Annotated in this window: 18 protein-coding genes; 8 read left to right on the top strand and 10 right to left on the bottom strand. The window is 69.2% G+C overall.

Annotated features, from left to right (window positions below; translation table 11 throughout):
* The 3 genes from ACAM49_RS15450 to ACAM49_RS15440 form a co-directional block, all read right to left on the bottom strand.
* Entirely contained in the window at positions 1 to 1,404 is a 1,404-nt protein-coding gene (locus ACAM49_RS15450; protein ID WP_369636188.1) for an MFS transporter, read from the bottom strand.
* A complete protein-coding gene (locus ACAM49_RS15445; protein WP_369636187.1) occupies positions 1,401 to 5,561 on the bottom strand; it encodes an acyltransferase domain-containing protein in 4,161 nt (1,386 codons plus the stop codon). Before ACAM49_RS15445 ends, ACAM49_RS15450 begins: the two co-directional genes overlap by 4 nt.
* A gap of 126 nt (positions 5,562 to 5,687) precedes the next feature.
* Positions 5,688 to 6,611 (bottom strand): zinc-binding dehydrogenase, encoded by a 924-nt coding sequence (locus ACAM49_RS15440; protein WP_369636186.1) that lies wholly within the window; start codon positions 6,609 to 6,611, stop codon positions 5,688 to 5,690.
* A gap of 272 nt (positions 6,612 to 6,883) precedes the next feature.
* Between ACAM49_RS15440 and ACAM49_RS15435 the strand changes: the two genes are divergently transcribed.
* Positions 6,884 to 7,816, top strand: coding sequence for a LysR substrate-binding domain-containing protein (locus ACAM49_RS15435; protein WP_369636185.1), 933 nt, complete (start codon positions 6,884 to 6,886; stop codon positions 7,814 to 7,816).
* Positions 7,817 to 8,021: 205 nt separating this feature from the next.
* On the opposite strand, the gene ACAM49_RS15430 is transcribed toward ACAM49_RS15435, so the two are convergent.
* The 3 genes from ACAM49_RS15430 to ACAM49_RS15420 form a co-directional block, all read right to left on the bottom strand.
* The gene (locus tag ACAM49_RS15430; RefSeq protein ID WP_369636184.1) at positions 8,022 to 9,482 is read right to left on the bottom strand and encodes an SDR family NAD(P)-dependent oxidoreductase; all 1,461 of its coding nucleotides are present in this window, start codon (positions 9,480 to 9,482) and stop codon (positions 8,022 to 8,024) included.
* A 115-nt stretch (positions 9,483 to 9,597) separates the two neighbouring features.
* The gene (locus tag ACAM49_RS15425; protein WP_369636183.1) at positions 9,598 to 11,130 is read right to left on the bottom strand and encodes a hypothetical protein; all 1,533 of its coding nucleotides are present in this window, start codon (positions 11,128 to 11,130) and stop codon (positions 9,598 to 9,600) included.
* The gene (locus ACAM49_RS15420) at positions 11,127 to 11,342 is read right to left on the bottom strand and encodes a hypothetical protein (protein ID WP_369636182.1); all 216 of its coding nucleotides are present in this window, start codon (positions 11,340 to 11,342) and stop codon (positions 11,127 to 11,129) included. Before ACAM49_RS15420 ends, ACAM49_RS15425 begins: the two co-directional genes overlap by 4 nt.
* A gap of 123 nt (positions 11,343 to 11,465) precedes the next feature.
* Here ACAM49_RS15420 and ACAM49_RS15415 point away from each other — a divergent pair, with 123 nt between their 5' ends.
* Positions 11,466 to 12,176 carry a TetR/AcrR family transcriptional regulator gene (locus tag ACAM49_RS15415; RefSeq protein WP_369636181.1) on the top strand — a complete coding sequence of 237 codons (711 nt, stop codon included), beginning with the start codon at positions 11,466 to 11,468 and terminating at the stop codon, positions 12,174 to 12,176.
* Here ACAM49_RS15415 and ACAM49_RS15410 read toward each other — a convergent pair.
* Complete coding sequence (locus ACAM49_RS15410) at positions 12,141 to 13,103, bottom strand: hypothetical protein (RefSeq protein WP_369636180.1); 963 nt, start codon at positions 13,101 to 13,103, stop codon at positions 12,141 to 12,143. The genes ACAM49_RS15415 and ACAM49_RS15410 overlap by 36 nt on opposite strands.
* A gap of 104 nt (positions 13,104 to 13,207) precedes the next feature.
* Between ACAM49_RS15410 and ACAM49_RS15405 the strand changes: the two genes are divergently transcribed.
* Together ACAM49_RS15405 and ACAM49_RS15400 are read left to right on the top strand one after the other, a co-directional pair.
* Positions 13,208 to 14,353: an acyl-CoA dehydrogenase family protein gene (locus ACAM49_RS15405; RefSeq protein ID WP_369636179.1), complete on the top strand. Its 1,146-nt coding sequence runs from the start codon at positions 13,208 to 13,210 to the stop codon at positions 14,351 to 14,353.
* A gap of 43 nt (positions 14,354 to 14,396) precedes the next feature.
* Positions 14,397 to 15,038 carry a TetR/AcrR family transcriptional regulator gene (locus tag ACAM49_RS15400; protein ID WP_369636212.1) on the top strand — a complete coding sequence of 214 codons (642 nt, stop codon included), beginning with the start codon at positions 14,397 to 14,399 and terminating at the stop codon, positions 15,036 to 15,038.
* On the opposite strand, the gene ACAM49_RS15395 is transcribed toward ACAM49_RS15400, so the two are convergent.
* Entirely contained in the window at positions 15,035 to 16,075 is a 1,041-nt protein-coding gene (locus ACAM49_RS15395) for a trans-acting enoyl reductase family protein (protein ID WP_369636178.1), read from the bottom strand. The genes ACAM49_RS15400 and ACAM49_RS15395 overlap by 4 nt on opposite strands.
* Positions 16,076 to 16,222: 147 nt before the next feature.
* Between ACAM49_RS15395 and ACAM49_RS15390 the strand changes: the two genes are divergently transcribed.
* The gene (locus ACAM49_RS15390) at positions 16,223 to 17,098 is read left to right on the top strand and encodes an AraC family transcriptional regulator (RefSeq protein ID WP_369636177.1); all 876 of its coding nucleotides are present in this window, start codon (positions 16,223 to 16,225) and stop codon (positions 17,096 to 17,098) included.
* Here the strand turns inward: ACAM49_RS15390 and ACAM49_RS15385 are convergent.
* Positions 17,095 to 18,015 (bottom strand): NADP-dependent oxidoreductase, encoded by a 921-nt coding sequence (locus ACAM49_RS15385; protein WP_369636176.1) that lies wholly within the window; start codon positions 18,013 to 18,015, stop codon positions 17,095 to 17,097. The two genes, ACAM49_RS15390 and ACAM49_RS15385, sit on opposite strands and share 4 nt — an antisense overlap.
* Before the next feature lie 255 nt (positions 18,016 to 18,270).
* Here ACAM49_RS15385 and ACAM49_RS15380 point away from each other — a divergent pair, with 255 nt between their 5' ends.
* Complete coding sequence (locus tag ACAM49_RS15380; RefSeq protein ID WP_369636211.1) at positions 18,271 to 18,681, top strand: winged helix-turn-helix transcriptional regulator; 411 nt, start codon at positions 18,271 to 18,273, stop codon at positions 18,679 to 18,681.
* Positions 18,682 to 18,703: 22 nt separating this feature from the next.
* A complete protein-coding gene (locus ACAM49_RS15375) occupies positions 18,704 to 19,540 on the top strand; it encodes an LLM class F420-dependent oxidoreductase (protein ID WP_369636175.1) in 837 nt (278 codons plus the stop codon).
* 7 nt (positions 19,541 to 19,547) lie between these two features.
* Here ACAM49_RS15375 and ACAM49_RS15370 read toward each other — a convergent pair whose 3' ends face one another.
* Positions 19,548 to 20,096 (bottom strand): YdeI family protein, encoded by a 549-nt coding sequence (locus ACAM49_RS15370; protein WP_369636174.1) that lies wholly within the window; start codon positions 20,094 to 20,096, stop codon positions 19,548 to 19,550.
* A 130-nt stretch (positions 20,097 to 20,226) separates the two neighbouring features.
* On the opposite strand from ACAM49_RS15370, the gene ACAM49_RS15365 reads away from it, so the two are divergent.
* The coding region (locus tag ACAM49_RS15365) for a serine hydrolase domain-containing protein (protein ID WP_369636173.1) at positions 20,227 to 21,099 on the top strand (873 nt) is incomplete at its 3' end.

Genomic DNA, 21,099 nt, shown 5'->3' with positions numbered 1-21,099 from the left:
TCATACCTTCTCGGTCGAGCGTTGGAGCAGAACGGTCACGGCGGCCGCGACCAGTGCGCAACCCGCGGCGGCCCACCAGGCGTAGGTGATGCCGCCTTCGAGAGCCCGGGTTTGGGATTCGGTGGCGCGCAGGTGTTCGGTGTGGGAGGCGGCGAGGGTGATCATGGCGGCCAGGCCGATCGCGCCGCCGAGCCGGTAGGTGGTGGCGATGAGGCCGGAGGCGACCCCCGCCAGATCCGCCTCCACCCCCTGCGCCCCGGCCACGAACGACGCCGCCTGGGCGATGCCCCAGCCGACGGCCCAGATCACCGTGGGGCCCAGCACATCTCGCGCATACGAGCCCTGTGGCGGATGGGCCGCCAGCCAGATCAGGCCGACCGCCGCGATCACCAGGCCGCCGCCCAGCGCCCCGGCCAGGCCGAGGCGTCGGATCAGGCGCGGTACCGCGGTGGAGACCACGAACAGCGTCACACTGATGGGCAGGAACACCGCACCCGATTGCAGCGGCGTGTAATCCAGCACCTGCTGCAGGTACAGCGTCACGGTGAAGTAGGTGATCTGGCCGATCGCCCCCACCAGGGCGATGACCGTATTGCCCGCCGACACGCTGCGAAATCCGAAGATGCGCAACGGCACCAGCGGATCGCGCACCCGCGCCTCCCACAGCGTGAAACCGGCCAGCAGCAGCAATGCCACCCCGAGCAGTCCGGAGGTGGACCAATCCGTCCACCCCAGCCGCTCGGTGCTGATCACCGCGTAGGCCACCAGCAGCAGCCCGGTCGTGCTCAGCAGCGCGCCGAGCACATCCGCCCGGCCGACCGCGGGCAGCCGCCGATCGCCGGTATAGCGCGACAGCAGCAGGATCACCACTCCGATGGGCACATTGATCAGGAAGTTCCACCGCCACGAGGCGCTGGTCAGCACGCCGCCCAGCAGCATGCCGAGCCCGCCCGCGAGCCCGGACATGGCACCCCACCAGCCCAGCGCCCGATGCCGGGCCGGGCCGTCGAACTGGGCGAGCAGCAGCGTCATCGCCACCGGTGACATGATCGCGGCCCCGACACCCTGCGCGGCCCGCGCCAGCACCAGCGCGGTCGGGCCGGCGGCCAGCCCGCACCACAGCGAGGACAGCGCGAAAATCACGGTGCCCCACCGGAACACGCGTTGCGCGCCGAGCCGGTCCCCGAGCCGCGCGCCCAGCAGCAGGAGCCCGCCGAAGGGCAGCGCGTACCCGTTGACCACCCAGCTGAGGGTGACATCGCTGAAGCCCAGCTGGTCCCGGATGGACGGGAGCGCCACATTCACGATGGTGGCGTCCATGGAGATCATGAACTGCGCGCCGACCAGCACCACCATGACCAGACCGGCGCGCCGGGCGCCGGTCGGCGCGAGCGTGGTCGTCACGGCGCGTTCGGCCCGTCCGTAGTCGCCAGCGCCGCGATCTCCTCGGCGGCCGCGCGCAGCGACTCCGCGTTCAGCAGCAGTTTGGCCGGGACGGTGACGCCGAAGGCCTGCTGCAGATGGGACTTCACCTCGAGCGACATGAGCGAGTCCATGCCGATCTCGGTGGCCGTCTTGCGCGGGTCGATCTTGGCCGCGGGACGGCGGGTGACCGCCGCGATCTGTCCGATCAGGCTCTCCAGCACCGCTTCCGGAGTGGCCGCGCCGCGCGTTTCGGCCGGAGCCGGGGACGCAGCGGCCGGAGCCGGTGCGGGGGCGTCGACGACCGCGACCGACGGAGCGGGACGCGTTTCGGTCACCGTGCGGCCATTGGGTGCGGAGACAGGGGAGTGGCCGTTGGTCACCCGCGCGACCGGTACCGGGCTGGGCACCGGCGGGGCCGCGACCACGGTGGGCGCGACCGGAGCGGACGTGACGATCGGTGAAACCGGCACCGCCACAGCCGGTGTCGCCACCGGCTGCGCGACGGCCGTGCCGTCCGGGCGGAACGACAGGCTGCCCGACAGCTCCAGCACGGTCCGGCTGGCGGCGTCGCGAATGCTGAGCTCGCCGCGCAACTCGATGGTGAGCCCGCTCGCGATGCCCGCCGCGGCCGGGATCGCCGCCGCCGGGGTCTCGGGGAGCGCGGAAAGCTCCGGTAGCGCGGGGGTTTCGGATAGTCGGGGCGCGGTGGGACGGATGCGCAGACCGGTGAGCTCGGCCACGATGGACTCCTGATCATCGAAGACGGTGACATCGGCGATCACCGTGGAGGGTGTGGGGGAGGAGGTGACCCGCACATGGGTCCACCCCCGATGGATCGGCGTCTCGCCGACCCGGGCCAGTTCGAGATGATCGGCGATCATCCAGACCGGCTCGTCGAACAGCGCCAGCACCGGGGCGGCGCACGCCTCCAGCAGTGCCGGATGGGCCGGGGCCGCTTCGGGATCCGCGGCCAGCACGGGCGGCAGTTCGAAGCGGGCGAGCACCTCGCCCGGTCCGTGCCACAGTTCGGACACCGCGCGGAAGGACGGGCCCCACACGGTGCCGCCCTCCTCGGCCCAGGCGTAGAAGCCCGCGCCGGTGCACTGCCCGGTGAGCCGGGCGCGGATCTCGGCGAGCGGCCGATGCGCCTGCGGCGGAATCGATCCCGTGCGCACCGTGCCGCGGCAGTGCTCGACCGAGGGACCGCCGGGCCCGTCGGCGCCGGTGACCGAGAATTGCCACACGCCGAATTCCGCCGGGGTCAATTCGATGCGCAGCGAACGGGTTTCGCCCGGGCTCAACACCAGGGCCACGACGAATTCGACATCGGAGACCGCGACCGGCAGCCCGCCCGCGACCTCGCGGCCGAATTCGCGCACCCGGTCCAGGAATACGGTGCCCGGCACCAGCCGCACCCCGTTCACCACGTGCTCGAGCAGATACGGCGAGGCCGTCGTATCGAGCAGGAATTCGCGGGCGAACGAATTGGTCGTCACCGAGGCATCGGCGTCGGCGAGCCAGAACCGCTCGCGCTGCCACGGATAGTGCGGCAGCGAGACGCAGCGGCCGCCGGAATACAAGCGGGACAGTCGAACCGGCGCATTGCGGTCATAGAGCGTGGCCAGGCCCGCCAGCAGGGTGGCGCGTTCGGGCTGATCGCGGCGCAGCGAACCGACGGCCTCGCCTTCCACCCCCAGATCGGCGAGGTTCTCGCGAATGGCCTGCACCAGCAGCGGATGCGGGCTGATCTCCACGAACACGGTGGGCCGCTCGGCCGCGGCCGCCCGCACCACCTCGCTGAACCGCACCGGCTCGCGCAGATTGCTCGCCCAGTACGCGGCATCGAGTTCGGCGCCCGCCACGGGTACTCCCCGCACCGTGGAGTGCACCGGCACGGCGCCGGCCTGCGGCGTCACCGAGGCGAGCAGCTCGATCAGCTCGTCGAGGATCGGATCCATCTGCACGCTGTGCGAGGCCACGTCGACCTTCACCATCTGGCAGAACACGTCCCGGGCGTCCAGGTCGGCCTTCAGATCGGCCAGGACCTGCGGATCACCGGACAGCACAGTGGTTTTCGGGCTGTTGCTGACGGCCACCGACACCCGCTCCGACACGTCGGCGATCAGCTCGTGCGCGGCGTCGAGGGACAGGCCCACCACCGCCATCGCACCCTGCCCGGCGACGCGGCGCATGAGCGCGCTGCGCCGGCAGATGATCGCGGCGGCATCCTCGAGGCTCAGCACCCCGGCGATATGGGCCGCGGCTGCCTCGCCCATGCTGTGCCCGATCACCAGATCCGGTTCCACACCCCAGGCCCGCCAGGTCTCGGCCAGTGCCACCTCGACGGCCCACAGGGTCGGCTGCACCACGTCGATGCCGGTGAGTTCGGCGCCGCTCTCCAGCAATTCCAGGACCGACCAACCGGTCTCGGCGTGGATGGCGGCATCGCAGCGGACCAGGGCGTGCCGGAAGGCAGGAGAGACCTCCAGCAGCTCACGGCCCATGCCCACCCACTGCGAACCCTGCCCGGGGAAGACGAACGCCACCCGCGGCCGGTCGTGCGCCTCGAACTCGGTGTCGCCGTGCAGGACCGCGCGCAACTGCTCGATGAATTCGTCGTGGGTGGAACCGACCACCGCCAGGCGACGCTCGTGGTGGGTGCGGCGGGCCGCGGCCGTGTAGGCGATATCGCGAAGATCCTCGCGTCGCCCCGCGCCGCGCGGGCCCAGATACGTCAGATGGAAACGCACCAGATCCCGCAGCGCCTCGTGGGATTGGGCCGAGAGCGTGAGCAGCTGCGCGTCGCCGGACTCGACCAGGCTGGCATCGGTATGGCGCACCCGGGTCGCGGTGACGGGATCGGCCTCGGTCAGCACCACGTGCACATTGGTTCCGGAGACGCCGAACCCGCTGACCCCGACCGTCAACAGCTTGTCGTCGTCGAGCGGGGTGGCCACCGACGGCAAGGTCAGCGGCAGCTCCTCCCACGGGATGTTCGGATTGGGCGTGCGCAGATGCAGATTGCCGGGCACGGTCCGATGCCGCAGGCACAGCACGGCTTTGATCACGCCGATCAATCCGGCCGCGGCCTCGCTGTGCCCGATATTGGTCTTGTGCGAGCCCACCAGCAGTCGCTTGGCGCGGCCTGCGCCGAGCACGGTGCTCAGCGCCTTCAGCTCGACCGGGTCCCCGGCCTGGGTGCCGGTGCCGTGCGCCTCCACGAAATCCACGATGGCCGGATCGATTCCGGCATCTGCATAGGCATTGCGCAGCATGGCTTCCTGCCCGGAGACAGCCGGGGCCATGAACAGCCCGCTGCCCATGCCGTCGTTGCTGGACCCGACGCCGCGAATGATCGCGTGAATCGGATCGCCGTCGGCCAGTGCGGTATTCAGCGGTTTGAGGATCACCGCCGCGACGCCCTCGCTGCGGACGAAGCCATTGGCATCGCGATCGCCGAACTTGCAGCGGCCGTCGGGGGAGAGCATGCCCGCCGAGGAGAACGCCACGCTCTCCCACGGACTCAGCACCAGATGCGCCCCGGCCGCGACGGCCATCGAGGATTCGCCGCTGCGCAGGCTCTGCACCGCCACATTGAGTGCGGACAGCGAGGACGCGCACGCGGCGTCCACGGCCAGCGCGGGCCCGTTCAGATCGAAGGCGAAGGACAATCGGCCCGCGATCGCCGAGCGCGCGCCGCCGCCCATGACGCCGTAGATGGTGGGCTTCCCGCGATTCTGCAGCTCCCAGTAGTTGGAGCTGTCGGTGCCGACGAAGACGCCGGTCCGGCTCCCGGCCAGCTGCTCGCGGGTCAGGCCCGCGTCCTCGATGGCCTCCCAGGCACATTCGAGCAACAGCCGCTGCTGGGGATCCATGGCCTCGGCCTCGCGCGGGGAGATGCCGAAGAAATCGGCGTCGAAGCCGTCGATATTGTCGAGAAATCCGCCCGCGGTGGTGATGATTTTCCCGGCGGCGGGACCGCCGGGCTGATAGAAATTGTCGATGGGAAATCGGGTGAGGGGTACCTCGGTTATCGCGTCGATGCCATCGAGGAGCAGCTGCCAGAATTCGTCTACTCCGTGCGCTCCGGGTACATGACACGCCATTCCGATTATCGCGATCGAGCGCTCGTCCACCGCGGTGGAATCGAGGCCGGCGTCTACTGCACTGTGCCTTTTATTCAATTCTTCGCCCTTTCTGGGCAACCACTCGAACCGAGAACCGGGCGGGCGACGCCGGTGACGCCCGCCCGGTGGTGAAACTCAATCGACGGCGAGGACGACCTTGCCGCCGGGCAGCTCGCGCTGCCGCATCAACTCGACGACCTTGCCGAGATCGCCCCAGCCCGAGACGTGGCCGGGCGTCGTCGCCAGCCGCCCCGCCGTGGCCAGCGACACCAGGATCGCCAGGTCGCGGTCGTCGGGATCGGTTGCGGCATAAGAGATGTAGTTCTGCAGCCGCGCACCCTCGTGACCGATGAAGTTGTAGACATCGATGGGCGCCTTCTCGCCCGAACTGCTGCCCAGCACGACCACGGTGCCGCCGGGGACGAGCTTGGCGAGCGCGCCGGTGAGGGATGCGCCGCCGACCGATTCCAGGACCAGATCGAAAGGCCCGGTGGCGCTTTCGACATCTGTGACCACCTCGGCCGCGCCGAGTGCGGTCAGTTCCGCGGCCACCTGGCCCGCCTGGCTGGTGACCGCGCTGACGATCGCACCCGACAGCGCGGCGAGCTGGATCTGGAACCGCCCGACCCCGCCGTTCGCGCCGGTGATCAGGATCTTGCGGCCCAGCACACTGCCGCCGATGCGCAGTGTGCGCAGCGCGGTCAGACCCGCTATGGGCAGGGAAGCGGCCTGTTCCATGGTCAATTCGTCGCTGAGCGCGGTCAGGCGGGAGGTGGACACCGCCGCGCGCTCGGACCAGCCGGCCTGCTCGACGATGCCCACCACGCGGGTGCCCGGCTGCGGGCCGGAGCCGTCGGCGGCGCTCTCGATCACGACACCGGCGATGTCCTGTCCCGGCCGCCAACCCTCGGGCCGGATCCCCAGCAGCGCCAGCTCGCCGCGGTTGAGCGAGAACGCGCGGACCGCGACCAGCGCCTCGTGCGGCGCCGGTACCGGTTCCTCGACCTCTCCGATCGAGACCGGTGAATCACCGTTCGGATTATTGATTACAGCTCGCATTCGGGCCTCTCCTCTGCGTTGGCGTGTTCTCCTCGAATACTCACACCGGTTCTCGGGGCTGGGAAGAAAGGGGATTTGATCGGGTGATCACGAAAAATTATTGCCGCTGGCCAGCGGTATGTGATCGAAGTCACTGAATTTAATGAAATAGGGAGCGCGCACTCTCTTCGGCAAATAGACCGGCAGGTATTGTTGCTACATTGCAGACCGATCTATCTCATTTTTCGATGGTAGGATTTCGGAAAATCGGATACCGCAAAACGGGGGCGTGCATGGAACTCAGACATCTCGCGAGCTTTGTCACCGTGGCCGAGGAATTGCACTTCGGACGGGCCGCCCGGCGCCTGCACATCGTGCAGCCGGCCGTGAGTCAGCGGATCAAGGCCCTGGAGAACGAGTTCGGATTGCGGCTGTTCGATCGGACCGCGGCCGGAGTGGGTCTGACCCCGGCCGGGCATCGTCTGCTCGAGCAGGCGCGGGTGGTGCTGGGCGCCGCCGACCAGTTCACCAACCTGGCCGAGGAATTGGCCCATCGCGAGAACATGCAGTCGCACTTGCGAATCGGCACCGCGGAGGGCATGACCACCCGCCTGGAGCACATCCTGGCGCTGCTGCACGATCAGGCTCCGACGACACAGGTGGTGCTGGAGAGCCTGCCCGCCGCCGAACGGCTGGCCCGGGTGGCCGACGGTCGGCTCGATGCCGCCTTCATCCGCATGCTGCGGCCCATCTCCGGGCTGCGCGTCATTCCGCTGTGGTCCGACCGCCTGGTCGCGGCGCTGCCGGCCGAGCATCCGCTGGCGGGGGAGCCCACGCTGCCCTTCGGGCGGCTGGCGGCCATCCCGCTGCGGCTGTCCAAGCGGGAATCCAGCCGCACCTTCGTCGACACCGTGTTGCAGGCCTGTGGCTCAGCGGGTTTCACCCCGCGCCTGGGCGGCGCGTTCACCACCGTGCAGAACACCTTGGCGCTCTTGGGTTCCGGGCAGCCGTCGTGGACCGTGCTCTACGAGGAGGCCGCCACCGCCCTGCCGACCCGCCGCGTCGCCTTCCGGCGGCTGACCGATCCGGAGATCGTGGTCAAGACCTCCCTCGTGGTGCGCGAATTGTCACCCGCGGTAAGGCAACTCGTGGAGACCTGCCGGGGGAGGGGACCGGTGGACCCGGACGATTCCGAGGCTTCCTTCGTCGAAGCGGTAGCCGGTTGAGGTCGTAGGAGAGCGGGGCGACCGAGGCCCCGCTCATACGGGGTAGAGGAGGCAGCGCGGATAGTTAACGCAAGAACATACATACCGTTACGGAAATATGCGCATCTAAACATGAATCGCCTTTTTCGGACATCGGCACGTCACAGCCCCCTCACCTCAAAAGCCACCTAGAGGGGAAGGGGCCGGTCTCGTTCGTGCGGTGTGGCTACCAGTTGGAGGGTTCGTAGTCCTTGAGGAAGCAGCCGTACAGATCCTCTCCGGCTTCGCCGCGCACGATGGGGTCGTAGACCCGTGCGGCGCCGTCGACCAGGTCGAGGGGTGCGTGGAAGCCTTCCTCGGCGAGGCGGATCTTGGTGTAGTGCGGGCGTTCGTCGGTGATCCAGCCGGTGTCGACCGCGGTCATGAGGATCTGGTCGGTCTCGAACATTTCGCGGGCGCTGGTGCGGGTCAACATGTTCAGCGCGGCCTTGGCCATGTTCGTGTGCGGGTGGCCGGGGCCCTTGTAGCCGCGCGCGAAGACGCCTTCCATGGCGGAGACGTTCACGACGTACTTGCGGCGGGCGGCCGCGGCGGCCATGGAGTGGCGCAGCCGGGAGATGAGGATGAACGGCGCGACCGAGTTGCACAGCTGGACTTCCAGCAGTTCGGTGGCGTCGACCTCGCCGACGGCCTGCACCCAGCTGTTGGTGTGCGCGAGGTCGGGGACCAGGCCGCCCGCGTCGATGGCGACGCCCTGTGAAATGCGTTCGGGCGTGGCCGATCCCGCGACCAGGGCGAGGTCGGTGATGTCCGCGCCGGACAGGCTGGGGGTCAGTGAGGCGGTGAGCGAGGCCGGGTGGGCCTGCATGGTCTTGCCGAAGCTGATCATCTCGGGCAGTTCGCCGGCGGGCAGCGGCCCGTTCTCGGCTTCGACGAGGGCACTGTAGGCGCCGGTGCTGCGGCGGACCGTCTGGGCGGCGTTGTTGATCAGAATGTCGAGGGGGCCTTGGGCGGCAACGTCATCGGCGAGGGCGACGACCTGGGCCGGATCGCGCAGGTCGATGCCGATGATGCGCAGGCGGTGGATCCAGTCGGCGCTGTCGGGCTGGGCGCTGAAGCGGCGGATGGCGTCGTTGGGGAAGCGGGTGGTGATGGTGGTGTGGGCGCCGTCGCGCAGCAGGCGCAGCGCGATGTACATGCCGATCTTGGCGCGGCCGCCGGTGAGCAGGGCGCGGCGGCCGGTGAGGTCGGTGCCGGCGTCGCGTTTGGCGTGGCTCTTGGCGGCGCAGCCGGGGCAGAGCTGGTGGTAGAAGGCATCCACTCGGGTATAGCGCTGTTTGCATATGTAGCAGGGGCGCGGTCGCAGCAGGGTTCCGGCGCTGGCGCCATTGGTGGTGGAGCTGATCGGGATTCCGGCGGTTTCGTCGTCGATGCGGTTGGGTGAGCCGGTGGCGGTGGCGGCGACGACTTCCTTGTCGGCCGCGGAGATGGCGTCGCGAGCGGCGATGCGCTTGGTCTGCTTGAACTTCTTGAACATGTGCCCGACGGCGCGCTGGACGGTGATGGAGTCCGGGTGCTGCTTGTCGAGTTGTCCCGCTTGTTCGAGGACGCGCAGGCAGATGGCCAGCTCGTCGGGGTCGATGGCCGGTGCGTCGGTGGGTGCTGCCGTGGTGGTCTGCTCGGCCATCGGTGAGAGGTTCGGTCCTTCGTGCGGGGGTGTTTGACCGAGCCATTCTCCCATTGCGCCGGGCTCGGGGGTTTCAGGGGTGAAACCCCCGAGGGCTTCGGCGGGTGTGGGGTTCCTAGTGTGCGGCGGCCGCGATGGGTTCGAGTTCGCCCGCATCGTCGTCGCGTCCGAGTTCGCGGGCGCGTTCGGCGAGCAGGGTGAGCAGGCGGGCGGGGATCTCGGCGCGGACCTGAATGAGGGCCTCCCACACCACGTTCGGGGTGTCGGGGGTGAGGGCGGAGAGGAATTCCTCGATGTCGTCCATGCCGTCGATGAGGTCCAGGACGCGGGCGCGGCCCTGCTGGTCCTGGGCGAGGGCGATGTCGACGAGGGTGTGGATGTTGTCGCCGCGGGAGGCGGTGAGGATGGCCGAGAGCAGCTGTTCGCGGGTGAGGTCGCCGATGAGCGAGGCGAGCGTCGGCTTGGTGGCCTCGGGTAGCGCGTCGACCAGCGGCAGCACCTGTGACCAGAGGTCGTGGTCGGCGGTGGCGGTGATGATGGCGGTGAGGACTTCGGGTTCGCCCATGACGGGTAGTCCGGCCAGGCGGCGGCGGTTGTCGTCGTTGAGGGCGAGGGCGACCGGGATCATGGCGGACCAGAGTCCGGCGGTGTGGGCGTCGCGGATGAGGTCGCCGAGCCGGTCGTCGTCCTGGTCGCCGACGCGGGCGGCGATGAAGGTGAGTTGTTCGGCGGGCAGGTGAGAGGCCAAGGGCAGCAGGTTGACCCATTGGCCGCCGTCGAGGGCGGCGTCCATGATGGCGGCGAGGACGGTTTCGTCGTGGACGGTGGGTCGTTCGGCGAACAGGCGCAGGCTGTGTTCGCTCATGGCGCTGGTGATGGGGAGCAGGGTGGCCCAGGCGTCGAGTTCGGCGACGGCGGTGATGAGGGCGTCGAGGACTTCGCCGCCGAGTCCGGCGGTGATGTCGCCGATCCAGGCGCGGTTGTGGGGTGCGATGGAGTCGAGCAGGTCGATGCCCTCGGCCCACATGCTTTGTTCGTGGGCGGCGCGGATGACGCCGGCGACGCGGTCGGCGACGATGTGCAGGACGCGGTCGATGGCGGTCTTGTCCTCGAGCAGGAAGCCGATGCGCAGCAGGTCCGGGTCGCTCATGACGGGTGCGGCGGCGCGGAGGGCGGGTTCGGGGACGACGTGGACGAAGCGGCCCATGGTGATGTGGTCGCCGCGGGAAAGCAGTTCGCGCGCAACGTCGGTGACCATTTTGGGTGGGACGGCGGCGATGATGTCGGCGGTGCGGCGGGGGTCGAGTTGGACGGCGCATTCGGCGAGGAAGCGCGGGGTGAGGTTCTTGGCGATGTCGACGGCGCGGTGGGGTTCGACGGCGCTGGCGACGGCGGCGCAGAGGACGGGTCCGAAGGCGCGTTCGGCCATTTTGGAGCTGAGGGCGACGGGGACGATCTTGCTGGCGGCGGCGATGCCCTTGAGGCGTTTGGTGTCGCGGTCGAAGAGCCGGTCGGTGACGCGTTCGCGGTATTCGCGGATGGCGGCGGGTGGCAGGTCGACGAGGAAGTCGAGTTCGGTGGGGTCGGAGATGCCCAGTACGCGTGCGAGTTTGGTGGTTTCGGCGACGGCTGCGAGGTGCTCGCTCATAGTCCCAACGCTTTCTTGATGGCCGGGCGCATGAGGCGCGGGACGATGTCGAGGGAGTCGGTGATGGCGGCGTCGAGGGTGTGGCCGCGGCGGGTGAGGGCCTGGGTGAGGAGGCGGTCGAGTTCGGCCAGGTCGGTGTCGGTGAGCTGGTCGAAGGCGGCGGGCAGGGGTGCCTGCAGGGTGTCGCTGAGTTGGCGTGCTGCGTTGGGCATCGGCGTCTTTCCGGTTGTGCGTACTGCCGGTACGGGAATCGATACTGGCAGTACGGCCCGTCCGAAATCAAGTGGGATTACGGTCACGAGCTGGCGTACCGCCGGTACGTGTATGCTGTCGCGGTGGCTCGGAGCAATGCCGGAACGGCGCGAATGGTGACCCGTGAGGACATTGTGGACGCGGCGATCCGGGTGATCGATCGCGCGGGCCCGCGCCCGAGCATGGACGACATCGCGCGCGAAGCGCAGATCACCAAGCCCCGGCTGTACCGCCAGTTCGCCGACAAGGGGGATCTGTTCACCGAGATCGCGGCGCGCATGTCGCGGCAGGCGTTCGCGGCCGCGGGCGCGGATATGACGTTGATGCTGCAGCCGCCGCGGCAGGCGTTGCGGCGGGTCTTCACCGAGTATTCGCGGGGGATCCTGGAGCACCCCAACGTTTTCCGCTATCTCGGTCAGGCGCCGGTGTTGCAGCAGTCCGGAACCGGTGTGCTGCAACTGGATCTGGGACGTGATGCGGCGCGGCGGCTCGAGAAGCTGGCGCGTTCGGTGGCCGAGGCGGTGCCGCTGGATACGACGGGCCTGGACTATCTCTCGCGGGCGCTGATCGGGGCGGTCGTCTCGATCACCGATCTGTGGCTGACCGATTCGGATACGCCGTCGCCGGAGCAGACTTCGGAGTTCGTCGATCAGGCCACCGAACTGGTGTGGGGGCTGATCGACGGGTTCCTGCGCCGCCAGGGCATCGAGGCCGACGCGGACACTCCGATCTTCACGACGTTCGCCGAGGTGCAGCGCTCAGCGGGCGGCGAGGACGGACAGGGAGTGCAGTAGGCCCTCCCAGCTCTGCCGGTCGTTGGCGGTATCGGCGTGCGGGGTGCGGAATCCGTGTGTGTAGAGCGCGACTTCGGTGAGGTCCCAGCGCAGGCGGTACAGCTCGAGCATGTCGTGTCGCACCGGGATTCCGGTCCGGTCGGTGTAGGCGGCCAGGACCGACGGGTCGCCGGGAGCCAGATCCCACAGGTCGCGTTCGGGCGGGGCCAGTTGGGTCGACTCCCAATCGATGAGGACGTAGCCGGTGGCGGTGCGCATCGTGTTGGCGGCGTGGGGTTCGCCATGGGTGAGCACGGCGCGATCCGGGTGCGCCCGGGCGAGGGCGGCGAGAGAGTCGTAGTGCGCCAAGGCGTCTCGAATGTGCACGCGATGCAACTCGATCGCCTCGGCCGTGCGGCGAGCGTACGGTCCCGTGCTCGGGATCTCGTCCGCGTCCAGGGCGGCATCGAGTGCGTCGCGGCAGTCGATGCCGAAATCGTCGACCGGTGCGTCGGTCCAGAGCTCGCGGGGTGAAACATGCAGCGCCATCAGCATCCCCAGCACCGCGTCGCGATGCTCAGGATCGTCGTACTCGCCGAATTGGAAGCTCTCGCCCTCGAGATACCGGTACAGCGAGACCGCGAAGCGTGCGCCCAGGGCGGCGACGACGGAATCATCGAGTCCGGCAACGGGTGCCGCGACGAAGTCGTAGCCGTGCTCGTGCAGCCGCCGCGCGATGCCCAGGGCGGCGGGCAGGGTGGCGAAGCGTGGCGAGCTGGATTCGTCGACGTTGACGAACCAGTGGTGGCCGTCGCCGTCGGTCATGTCCCAGTGGTGGGTTCCGAACCCGACGGCCCGGTAGGTCAGGTCGGCGGGCGTGATCGCCCAGTGCCGTTTCAAGGCGGTGGCCAGGTCGGTGTCTGTCAGTCCGGTGGGCGGATTCAGCACGTTTCGAGCCTAACCGCCGACATTGTTGACACGCCGCCAATAGCCGTGCACGCTGAGGGGCGAGGCGCTGCGGCGCACCCGCACGGACGCGAAGGAAGCACACGATGGCACGCCCCGCATGGAGCGACGACGAGGTCGAGGCGGTACGAGGTCTGGCGACCACCTTCTTCGAGAAGGAGGTGATCCCGCACACCGAGAAGTTCATCGCCCAGGGTCATCCGGACCGCAAGCTCTACAACCGGGCCGGTGAACTGGGTCTGCTGTGCGCGGCCATCCCCACCGAATACGGCGGGGGCGGCGGCACTTTCGCGCACGAGGCCGCCATCATCGAGGCTCAGACCCACGCCGGGGACGGTTCGCTGGGCATGTCGGTGCACTCCTCGATCATCGCGCCCTACATTCACGAGTTCGGGTCCGAGGAGCTCAAGCGACGCGTGCTGCCCAAGGCGGCCAGCGGTGAGATGGTGCTGTCCATCGGCATGACCGAACCCGGTACGGGCTCGGATCTGCAGAACATCAAGACCCGCGCGGTGCGCGAGGGCGACGAATACGTCATCACCGGCTCGAAGATCTTCATCTCCAACGGCTGGCTGTGCGACGGCATCATCATCGCGGTCAAGACCGACCCCACCCAGGGCGCGGCCGGCGTCTCGCTGATCTTCGCCGAGGTTTCCGACGAGACGCCCGGATTCAAGCGCGGCCGCATCCTGTCCAAGATCGGCGGCAAGGCCCAGGACACCGCCGAGCTGTTCTTCGACGGCCTGCGCGTGCCCGCCTCGAACCTGCTCGGTGAGGCCGAAGGGCAGGGCTTCTATCAGATGATGCAGATGCTGGCCCAGGAACGCCTGGTCACCGCCATCCTCGCGGTCGCCATGACCGAGAAGGCCGTGCAGCTGACCGTCGACTACACCAAGGGCCGCGAGGCGTTCGGCAAGCCGCTGTTCGCCATGCAGAACACCAAATTCGAGCTCGCCGAGTGCGCCACCATCGCCAAGGTCGGGCGCGTCTTCCTCGACGACTGCATCAGCAAGCACCTGCGCGGAGAGCTCGATATCCCCACCGCGGCCATGTCGAAATACTGGTTGACCGATCAACTCGGTAATGTGGTGGATCGCTGCCTGCAGTTCTTCGGCGGCTATGGATACATGACCGAATACCCGATTTCCCAGCTGTACACCGGCGCTCGGGTCCTGCGAATCCTCGCGGGAGCCAACGAGGTGATGAAGGATCTCATTGCCCGCTCACTCTGACATCGCCCCGCCTCCAAGGCCCGGCGGTAACACTGACACCGACATCGAGCCGACCGCGTCCGAGGACACCTCGGACGCCCCGTCGCGTCGCCGCCGGCTCGAACCCGACGAACGCCGTGCGCAGATCCTGTCCTGCGCCATCGACATGTTCGGCGAACGTCCCTACGCCGCGGTGTCCACCGCCGAGCTCGCCCAGCGGGCCGGGGTGGCGCGCGGACTGATCAACCACTACTTCGGCAACAAGCGCGACCTGTACCTGGCGGTGGTGCGGCGCATGGTGACCCTGCCGCGCCCCGACCGCATGGTCGTGCCGTCCGGGTCGACGCGGGATCGGGTGGACGCCAGCGTCTCCTGGCTGCTCGACACCATCAGCGAGCACGGCAGCACCTGGGTGAAGGTCACCGGCCACGAAGGAGTCGGCGACGATCCGGAGGTGCAGCGCATCCTCGACGAGGCCGACTACGCCGCCGCCGACCGCATGGTCCAGATGATGGGCCTGTCGGAATCGCTGCATTCGGCCGAATTGCGGGCGCTGGTGCGCTGTTACGGCGGACTGGTCAAAGCGGCCGGGCGCGAGTGGATCGTGCGCGGCAGCCTGACCCGCGAGCAGGTGCACCACCTGCTCGCGGACGCGCTGCTCACCCTGGTCCGCGACACCTTCCCGAAGGTGGACGCGGGCCACTAGTTTCGCGCCGGGAGCTCCTCGACCTGCCATTTCACCCCGGACAGGGCCAGCCGGTCGAGGAAACTCGCGGCGTCGAAAGCCTGTGCCGGAGCCAGGGTTCCGGCGGGGGAGCCGTCGGCGACCAGGCGGCGGGCGGCCTCCACGGCGATGATCGCGGTGGAAGTGTAGGCGTCGAAACCGGTCACCCAGCCGCGAGCGCGGCTCCCGTCGGCGGCGATCGCCTCGGCGAGCATCATCCACCGCGAGGCCGCCAGCTCGGCCGGGTCCGGGATCTCCGGAATCGATTCGGCGACTTCACCACTGAGCCCGGCGAACAGCTCCCCGACCTCGGCGCGGATCAGACCGCGCACGTTCGGGGTGTCGATGTGGCGGGGGATGGTGTAGACACCGGGCAGCGCCAGCGCGGTCACCGGCACCGGCTCGGTCTCGCCGGGTTCTGCGATGGTCAGGGCGTGCCCGTCCACCGGTTGCCAGCTGCGGTCACGGTATTCGACCTGGTCCAGGACGACGATGGCGGCCATGGAGCGGGCGGTGCCGCGCGAGGCGGCCCCGGGTCGGCGCAGATCGGCCAGGCGGATCTCGGTGATCGGGGCGTCGAGGCGGGCGGCGGCCAGGGCGGCGATCAGGTCACCGGGCACCCCGTCGTCGGTGACGCCCGGAATGACCGCGATCCCGGCCTGTTTCGCGGGCTCGTCGTAGGTGGTCAGGATCTTCTGCAGGTAGGCGGGTTCTCCGGTGGTGTCGAGGTAGGGGCGGCGCGCGGCGAGGGCGGCGCGCACCACCGGCTCGCCCCAGAGGGTGAACGGTCCGGCGGCATTGAGGACCGCGTCGCAGTCGGTGAACGCGGCGGCCAGGGCGTCGATGTCGTCGAGGGTGGCGACGCGGATCTCGGCCTCGGGTGCGCCGGACCGCTCGGCGACCCGGCGCAGACGCTGGGCGTCGCGCCCGACCAGGACCGGGGTGAGATCGCGGCGGACGAGTTCGGCGACGATGAGCGAACCGGTGAAACCGCTCGCGCCGTGCACGGCAATACGCATGGCAGACAACTCCATTGGGTGAAGGGACCGAGCCGGAATCGGCTCGTCATTCACGCTATGGGCCGCGCTCGGGACGATCCATGCTCGATGATCCGTCGCTGATGTCCGATCGTCCGGCGCCATGGCCACCGCCGGTACGGTGAGAAGGTGGACATTCTCAGCGATGTGGTCGCCGCGATGCGCACGGGCGTCCCGCATTCCAACCGCACCGTGGTGCGCGCGCCCTGGTACACGCACTTCCCGGCGCAGGGCAACAGCGCGGGATTCCATGTGGTGCTGCAAGGTTCGTGCTGGCTGCTGCCCGACGACGGCGAACCGGTGCACCTGCAGGTCGGGGATGTGGCGTTCCTGCCCCGCAGCCGCGGGCACGCCATCGCCGACCGCCGCGACGGCGAGCCGGGGCACACGGCCGCGGGCAGGGGTGTCGAGACCGTATTGCTGTGCGGCGCTTACTCTCTCGACAGTTCCCGCGAGCATCCCGCCGTGGGTGAGCTGCCCGATGTGGTGCACCTGCCCGCCCGGGTCGGCCATTACAGTCCGCTGCGCGCCGCGATCGATCTGCTCGGCCACGAAATCGACACCCGCGACGGGTCCGGCGCGATCGCGCCACTGCTCGAGGTGTTGCTGTTGTTCATGCTGCGCGCCTGGTACGAGTCGCACCCCGCCGACTCCGGATGGGTTGCGGCCCTGCGTGATCCGGATATCTATGCCGCGCTGGCCGCCATTCACTGCGAGCCGGGCGCGCCGTGGACGGTGCAATCCCTGGCCGCCCGCGCCGGATTGTCGAGATCGGTGTTCGCGCAGCGCTTCACCGCCACCCTGGGCACCGGGCCGCTGACCTATCTGACCTGGTGGCGCATGACGGGTGCGGCCAAGCTGCTGCGCGAGACCGATGTACTGCTGCGGGTGATCGCCGAAAAGTCCGGGTACACCTCCGAATACGCGTTCGCGAAGGCGTTCAAGCGCGAATTCGGGGTGGCACCCGGACGATTCCGCGCCCAAGGGCGGGCCGAGGCCGCCTAGGGCAGCAGCACCAGGCGGCCGCGCACACCGCCCTTCTCGAAGCGGGCGTGCGCCTCGGCGGCCTGGGCCAGGGGATAGGTTTCGGCGACCCGCAGGGTCAGCGTGCCCGCCTCGACCAGGTTCACCAGCTCGGCCAGGCGGCGGCCGTCGGGGGCCTGCTGGACGGTGGTCACGGTGATATCGCGCTCGGCGGCCGGCGCGAACGGCGGCAGCACCGCCACGAACGCGCCCCCGTCCCGCACTACCGGCAGCAGCGCCGCGCCGACCAGCGCCGCGTCGATGACCGCGTCGACACTGCCCGCACCCAGACGCTGGGCCAGATCGTCACCGCGGGCGGCGAATTCGCTCGCACCCAACCGGCGCACCAGATCCTCGTCACCGGGCCCGGCGACCGCGATCACCTTCGCGCCCAGGGTGGCGGCCAGCTGCACGGCGTAGCCGCCGACACCACCGGCCGCGCCGGTGACCAGCACCGTCTTGCCCGCGGCCGCCCCGGCGTGGGAGACGGCCAGATCGGCGGTGATCGCGTTGAGCGGCAGGGTCGACGCCGAGGTGAGATCGACATTGGTCGGGGCGGCCGCGACCAGATCGGCCGAGATCACCAGGTAATCGGTGTAGCTGCCGGCGAAGGTGGCCAGCCACGGGATCAACCCGACCACCGGCTGCCCGACCTGCGTACCGTCGACGCCCGAACCCACCGCTTCGATGCGTCCGGCGAACTCGAGACCGGGCACCCAGTAATCCTGCTCGGGCAAGATCGCCGAGAACGCGCCGGCGCGCACCCCGATATCGACCGGATTGACCGGGGCCGCAGCGACTTTCACCAAAACCTCACCGGGGCCGGGCGCCGGGGTGGCGGTCTCGATGACCTCGAGGACCTCCGGCCCGCCGAAACGGGAAAAGGCAACAGCAACCATGGAAATGCTCCTGAGACTTGCGAAGGGATGAAGGTCCACCGGTGGAACGCCGCCGCGCCGAATCGGTCGGTGCGGGGCGTGGTTTCACCGTAAGGCGGGCCGGACGCCCTCGACCAGTAGGCACCTGAAAGTACCCAGGTCACCACCGGGAGAGCGCAGGCGCCAAGCATTCGGCGCACCGGGAATCGGGGCGGGAATAAAACTCGACGCGAGCAAATGGGAATGCCCACCACCGCCCGCATCGCTGTAGCGATAGTGACGACCACCACCGCCGCTCAACGCCGGGAACAGGCCAAGGTCGACTACAACGCCTTCCTCGCGGCCTGCCCCACCAACAAGCTCCTCGACACCCTCAGCGACAAATGGGTGTGCCTGATCCTGTCCGCCCTCGCCGACGGGCCCTGCCGCTACGGCGAACTCGGCGCCACCGTCGCCGCGGTCAGCAACAAGATGCTCACCCAAACCCTGCGCACCCTCGAACGTGACGGCCTGGTGGCGCGGCGCATGACCGCGCAAGTGCCCGTGCGCGTGGACTATTCGCTCACCCCGCTCGGGGAGAGCCTGCTGCCGATCCTGTCCGAACTCAAGGACTGGGCCGAAGGGCACATGGACGATGTCCTGCTCGCCCGCGCCGAATTCGATCACCACAACGGGAATGCCGGTTGATCGCGGCATGTTGCGAGCCGATATGGCATTCGACAACTTGGGAAAGTTCGGTGTGTGGCAGCCGTATCCGCAACTCACCCCCGAAACGGTGCGTGAACTCGAAGAACTCGGGTACGGGACGGTCTGGCTGGGCAGCTCCCCGCCCGCCGACTGGGACGGCTACGAGGGTTTGCTCGCGGCCACCGAGTCGCTGGTCGTCGCCACCAGCATCGTCAATGTGTGGGGGTCCGCGCCCGAAACGGCGGCAGAGACGTATCTGCGGCTCGAGGACAAGTTCCCCGGCAGGTTCCTGCTCGGTGTCGGCGTCGGGCACCGCGAGCACACCGGCACCTACGCCAAACCCTATGACGCGCTGGTCCACTACCTCGACGTCCTCGACGCACGCGGCGTCCCGCAACACGGGCGGGCGCTGGCCGCGCTCGGACCGCGCGTGGCCCGGTTGGCCCGCGACCGCACCGCCGGGGCGCTGCCGTACCTGACCGTGCCCGAGCACACCGCCGAACTGCGCGGCATCCTCGGACCCGACGCCTTGCTCGCGGTCGAACACAAGGTGGTGCTCGACACCGATCCGGTGCGCGCCCGCGCCGTGGGCCGCGAACGCGCGGGCTTCTACCTGGGCCTGAGCAACTACGTGAACAACCTGCGCCGCTTCGATTTCGACGACGCCGATCTGCAGGCGCCCGGCAGCGACCGCTACGTCGACGCCGTGGTCGCCCACGGTGACGCCGCCGCGATCGCCGACCGGCTCGCCGAACATCAGCGCGCCGGAGCCGATCACGTCGCGGTGCAGGTGCTCGACGACGACCTCCTCGCGACCCTGCGCACCCTCGCACCGGTCCTGGCCGAACGCCTGAAATAGGCCTGCTTCAGGCAGTTTCGAGGCTCTCGAGTGCTTTCTCGAGGCGGGAAGCCCGGGTTTTCGGGCTTCTCGCCCTGTATAGCTCGAGCACGAGCAGATACTGACCCGTCCGGTCCAGCGCCTCGTAGGCCACGCGGGCCGCGGGCCGGTTCTGCAGCGCCAGCGCCAGATCCGGCGGGACGGTGAAGTTCGCCTGCGAGGGATAGGCCGCCGCCCAACGGCCGTCCGCCTGGGCCGCGGCCACCTCGGCCAGGCCGGGCGCGCGCATGCGACCGGCGGCCGTGAGCGCCGCCACCTTGTCGACATTGACCTGCGACCAGTGGCCGCGCGGGCGGCGCGGCACATACTTCTGCAGATAGTGATCGGCGTCGAAACCCTTGCGCTGCCCCGAGATCCACCCCCAGCACAACCCGACATCGACCGCCTCGTCCTCGGTCAGCGACGCGATCCCCGACCCCTTCTTCGCCATCAGGATCCACACTCCTTCCGGGCGTGCGTGATTGGCCTCGAGCCAGCGGTCGAAGGCATCCGCGTCGGCGAAGGGCACCGCATCCATGGGAACACTGTGGCAGACGGCACCGACATCCCGGCGGCAGGCGGCATCGGAATCCTGACCGAACATCGCCGCCGAAAATTGTCCCAGACACATCTTGTCCGTGACATGGTGTCGCGGCTACCGTGAATCGATGACGACCTCCAGCTCCACCGCCGCAGCCGGACTTCCCGCCGGAGTCGGCGGCACCGCCGACCCCCGATTCGCCGCCGCCGTAAGAACTTTCGCCCGCGTCTTCGCCGGCCGCCGCGGCAACGGCGGCGCGCTGGCGGTCTACCAGCACGGCGAACCGGTCGTCGACATCTGGGCCGGGTCCGCCGACGCGCACGGCACCCCCTGGACCGCCGACACCGGCGCCATGATCTACTCCGCCTCCAAGGGTGTCTCGGCCACCGTCCTGGCCCGCCTGGCTGACCGCGGCCTGCTCGACTACACCGCCCCGGTCGCCCACTACTGGCCCGAATTCGGCGCGAACGGCAAGGCCGCCATCACCGTCGCCGAAATGCTCAGCCACCGAGCCGGACTCTCCGCGCTGCCCGCCACCACCCCGGCCGAGGTCCTCGACCACGAACTCATGGAAGCCCGCCTCGCCGCCGCGAAACCCGATCACCTACTGGGCAAACCGATCTACCACGCCCTCACCATCGGCTGGCTCATGACCGGCCTGGCCCGCGCCATCACCGGTCACGACATGGCGCGGCTCTACCGCAGCGAGATCGCCGACCCCCTCGGCGTCGACGGCATCCACCTGGGCACCCCGCCCGCGGGCGCGCGCACCACCGCCGCCGACCTCGTCCGCTCGGTCAAAACCCTTGCCGAACACAGCATCCCGACCCCCGTCGCCACCGCCGTCCCCCGCCTACCCCGAATCCTGCGCTCCCCGCTGTCCTCCATCTACGTCCCCGGCCTGGAATCGATCTTCCGCGGCGACCACCCCGCCATCCTGGCCACCTCCCTGCCCGCCGGCAACGCCGTCTGCACCGCCCGCGGCCTGGCCAAGATGTAC

Source organism: Nocardia sp. JMUB6875 (assembly GCF_041154655.1).
In the GTDB taxonomy this organism is placed as follows: domain Bacteria; phylum Actinomycetota; class Actinomycetes; order Mycobacteriales; family Mycobacteriaceae; genus Nocardia.
The sequence above is the reverse complement of the archived record's forward strand: the minus strand, read 5'-3'. Positions and strand labels throughout refer to the sequence as shown.

Coding starts and splice junctions, on each gene's coding strand:
- ACAM49_RS15440 (WP_369636186.1), bottom strand. CDS start 6,611: ATGCGAGCTGTAATCAATAATCCGAACGGTGATTCACCGGTCTCGATC.
- ACAM49_RS15435 (WP_369636185.1), top strand. CDS start 6,884: ATGGAACTCAGACATCTCGCGAGCTTTGTCACCGTGGCCGAGGAATTG.
- ACAM49_RS15430 (WP_369636184.1), bottom strand. CDS start 9,482: ATGGCCGAGCAGACCACCACGGCAGCACCCACCGACGCACCGGCCATC.
- ACAM49_RS15425 (WP_369636183.1), bottom strand. CDS start 11,130: ATGAGCGAGCACCTCGCAGCCGTCGCCGAAACCACCAAACTCGCACGC.
- ACAM49_RS15420 (WP_369636182.1), bottom strand. CDS start 11,342: ATGCCCAACGCAGCACGCCAACTCAGCGACACCCTGCAGGCACCCCTG.
- ACAM49_RS15405 (WP_369636179.1), top strand. CDS start 13,208: ATGGCACGCCCCGCATGGAGCGACGACGAGGTCGAGGCGGTACGAGGT.
- ACAM49_RS15395 (WP_369636178.1), bottom strand. CDS start 16,075: ATGCGTATTGCCGTGCACGGCGCGAGCGGTTTCACCGGTTCGCTCATC.
- ACAM49_RS15385 (WP_369636176.1), bottom strand. CDS start 18,015: ATGGTTGCTGTTGCCTTTTCCCGTTTCGGCGGGCCGGAGGTCCTCGAG.
- ACAM49_RS15375 (WP_369636175.1), top strand. CDS start 18,704: ATGGCATTCGACAACTTGGGAAAGTTCGGTGTGTGGCAGCCGTATCCG.
- ACAM49_RS15370 (WP_369636174.1), bottom strand. CDS start 20,096: ATGGATGCGGTGCCCTTCGCCGACGCGGATGCCTTCGACCGCTGGCTC.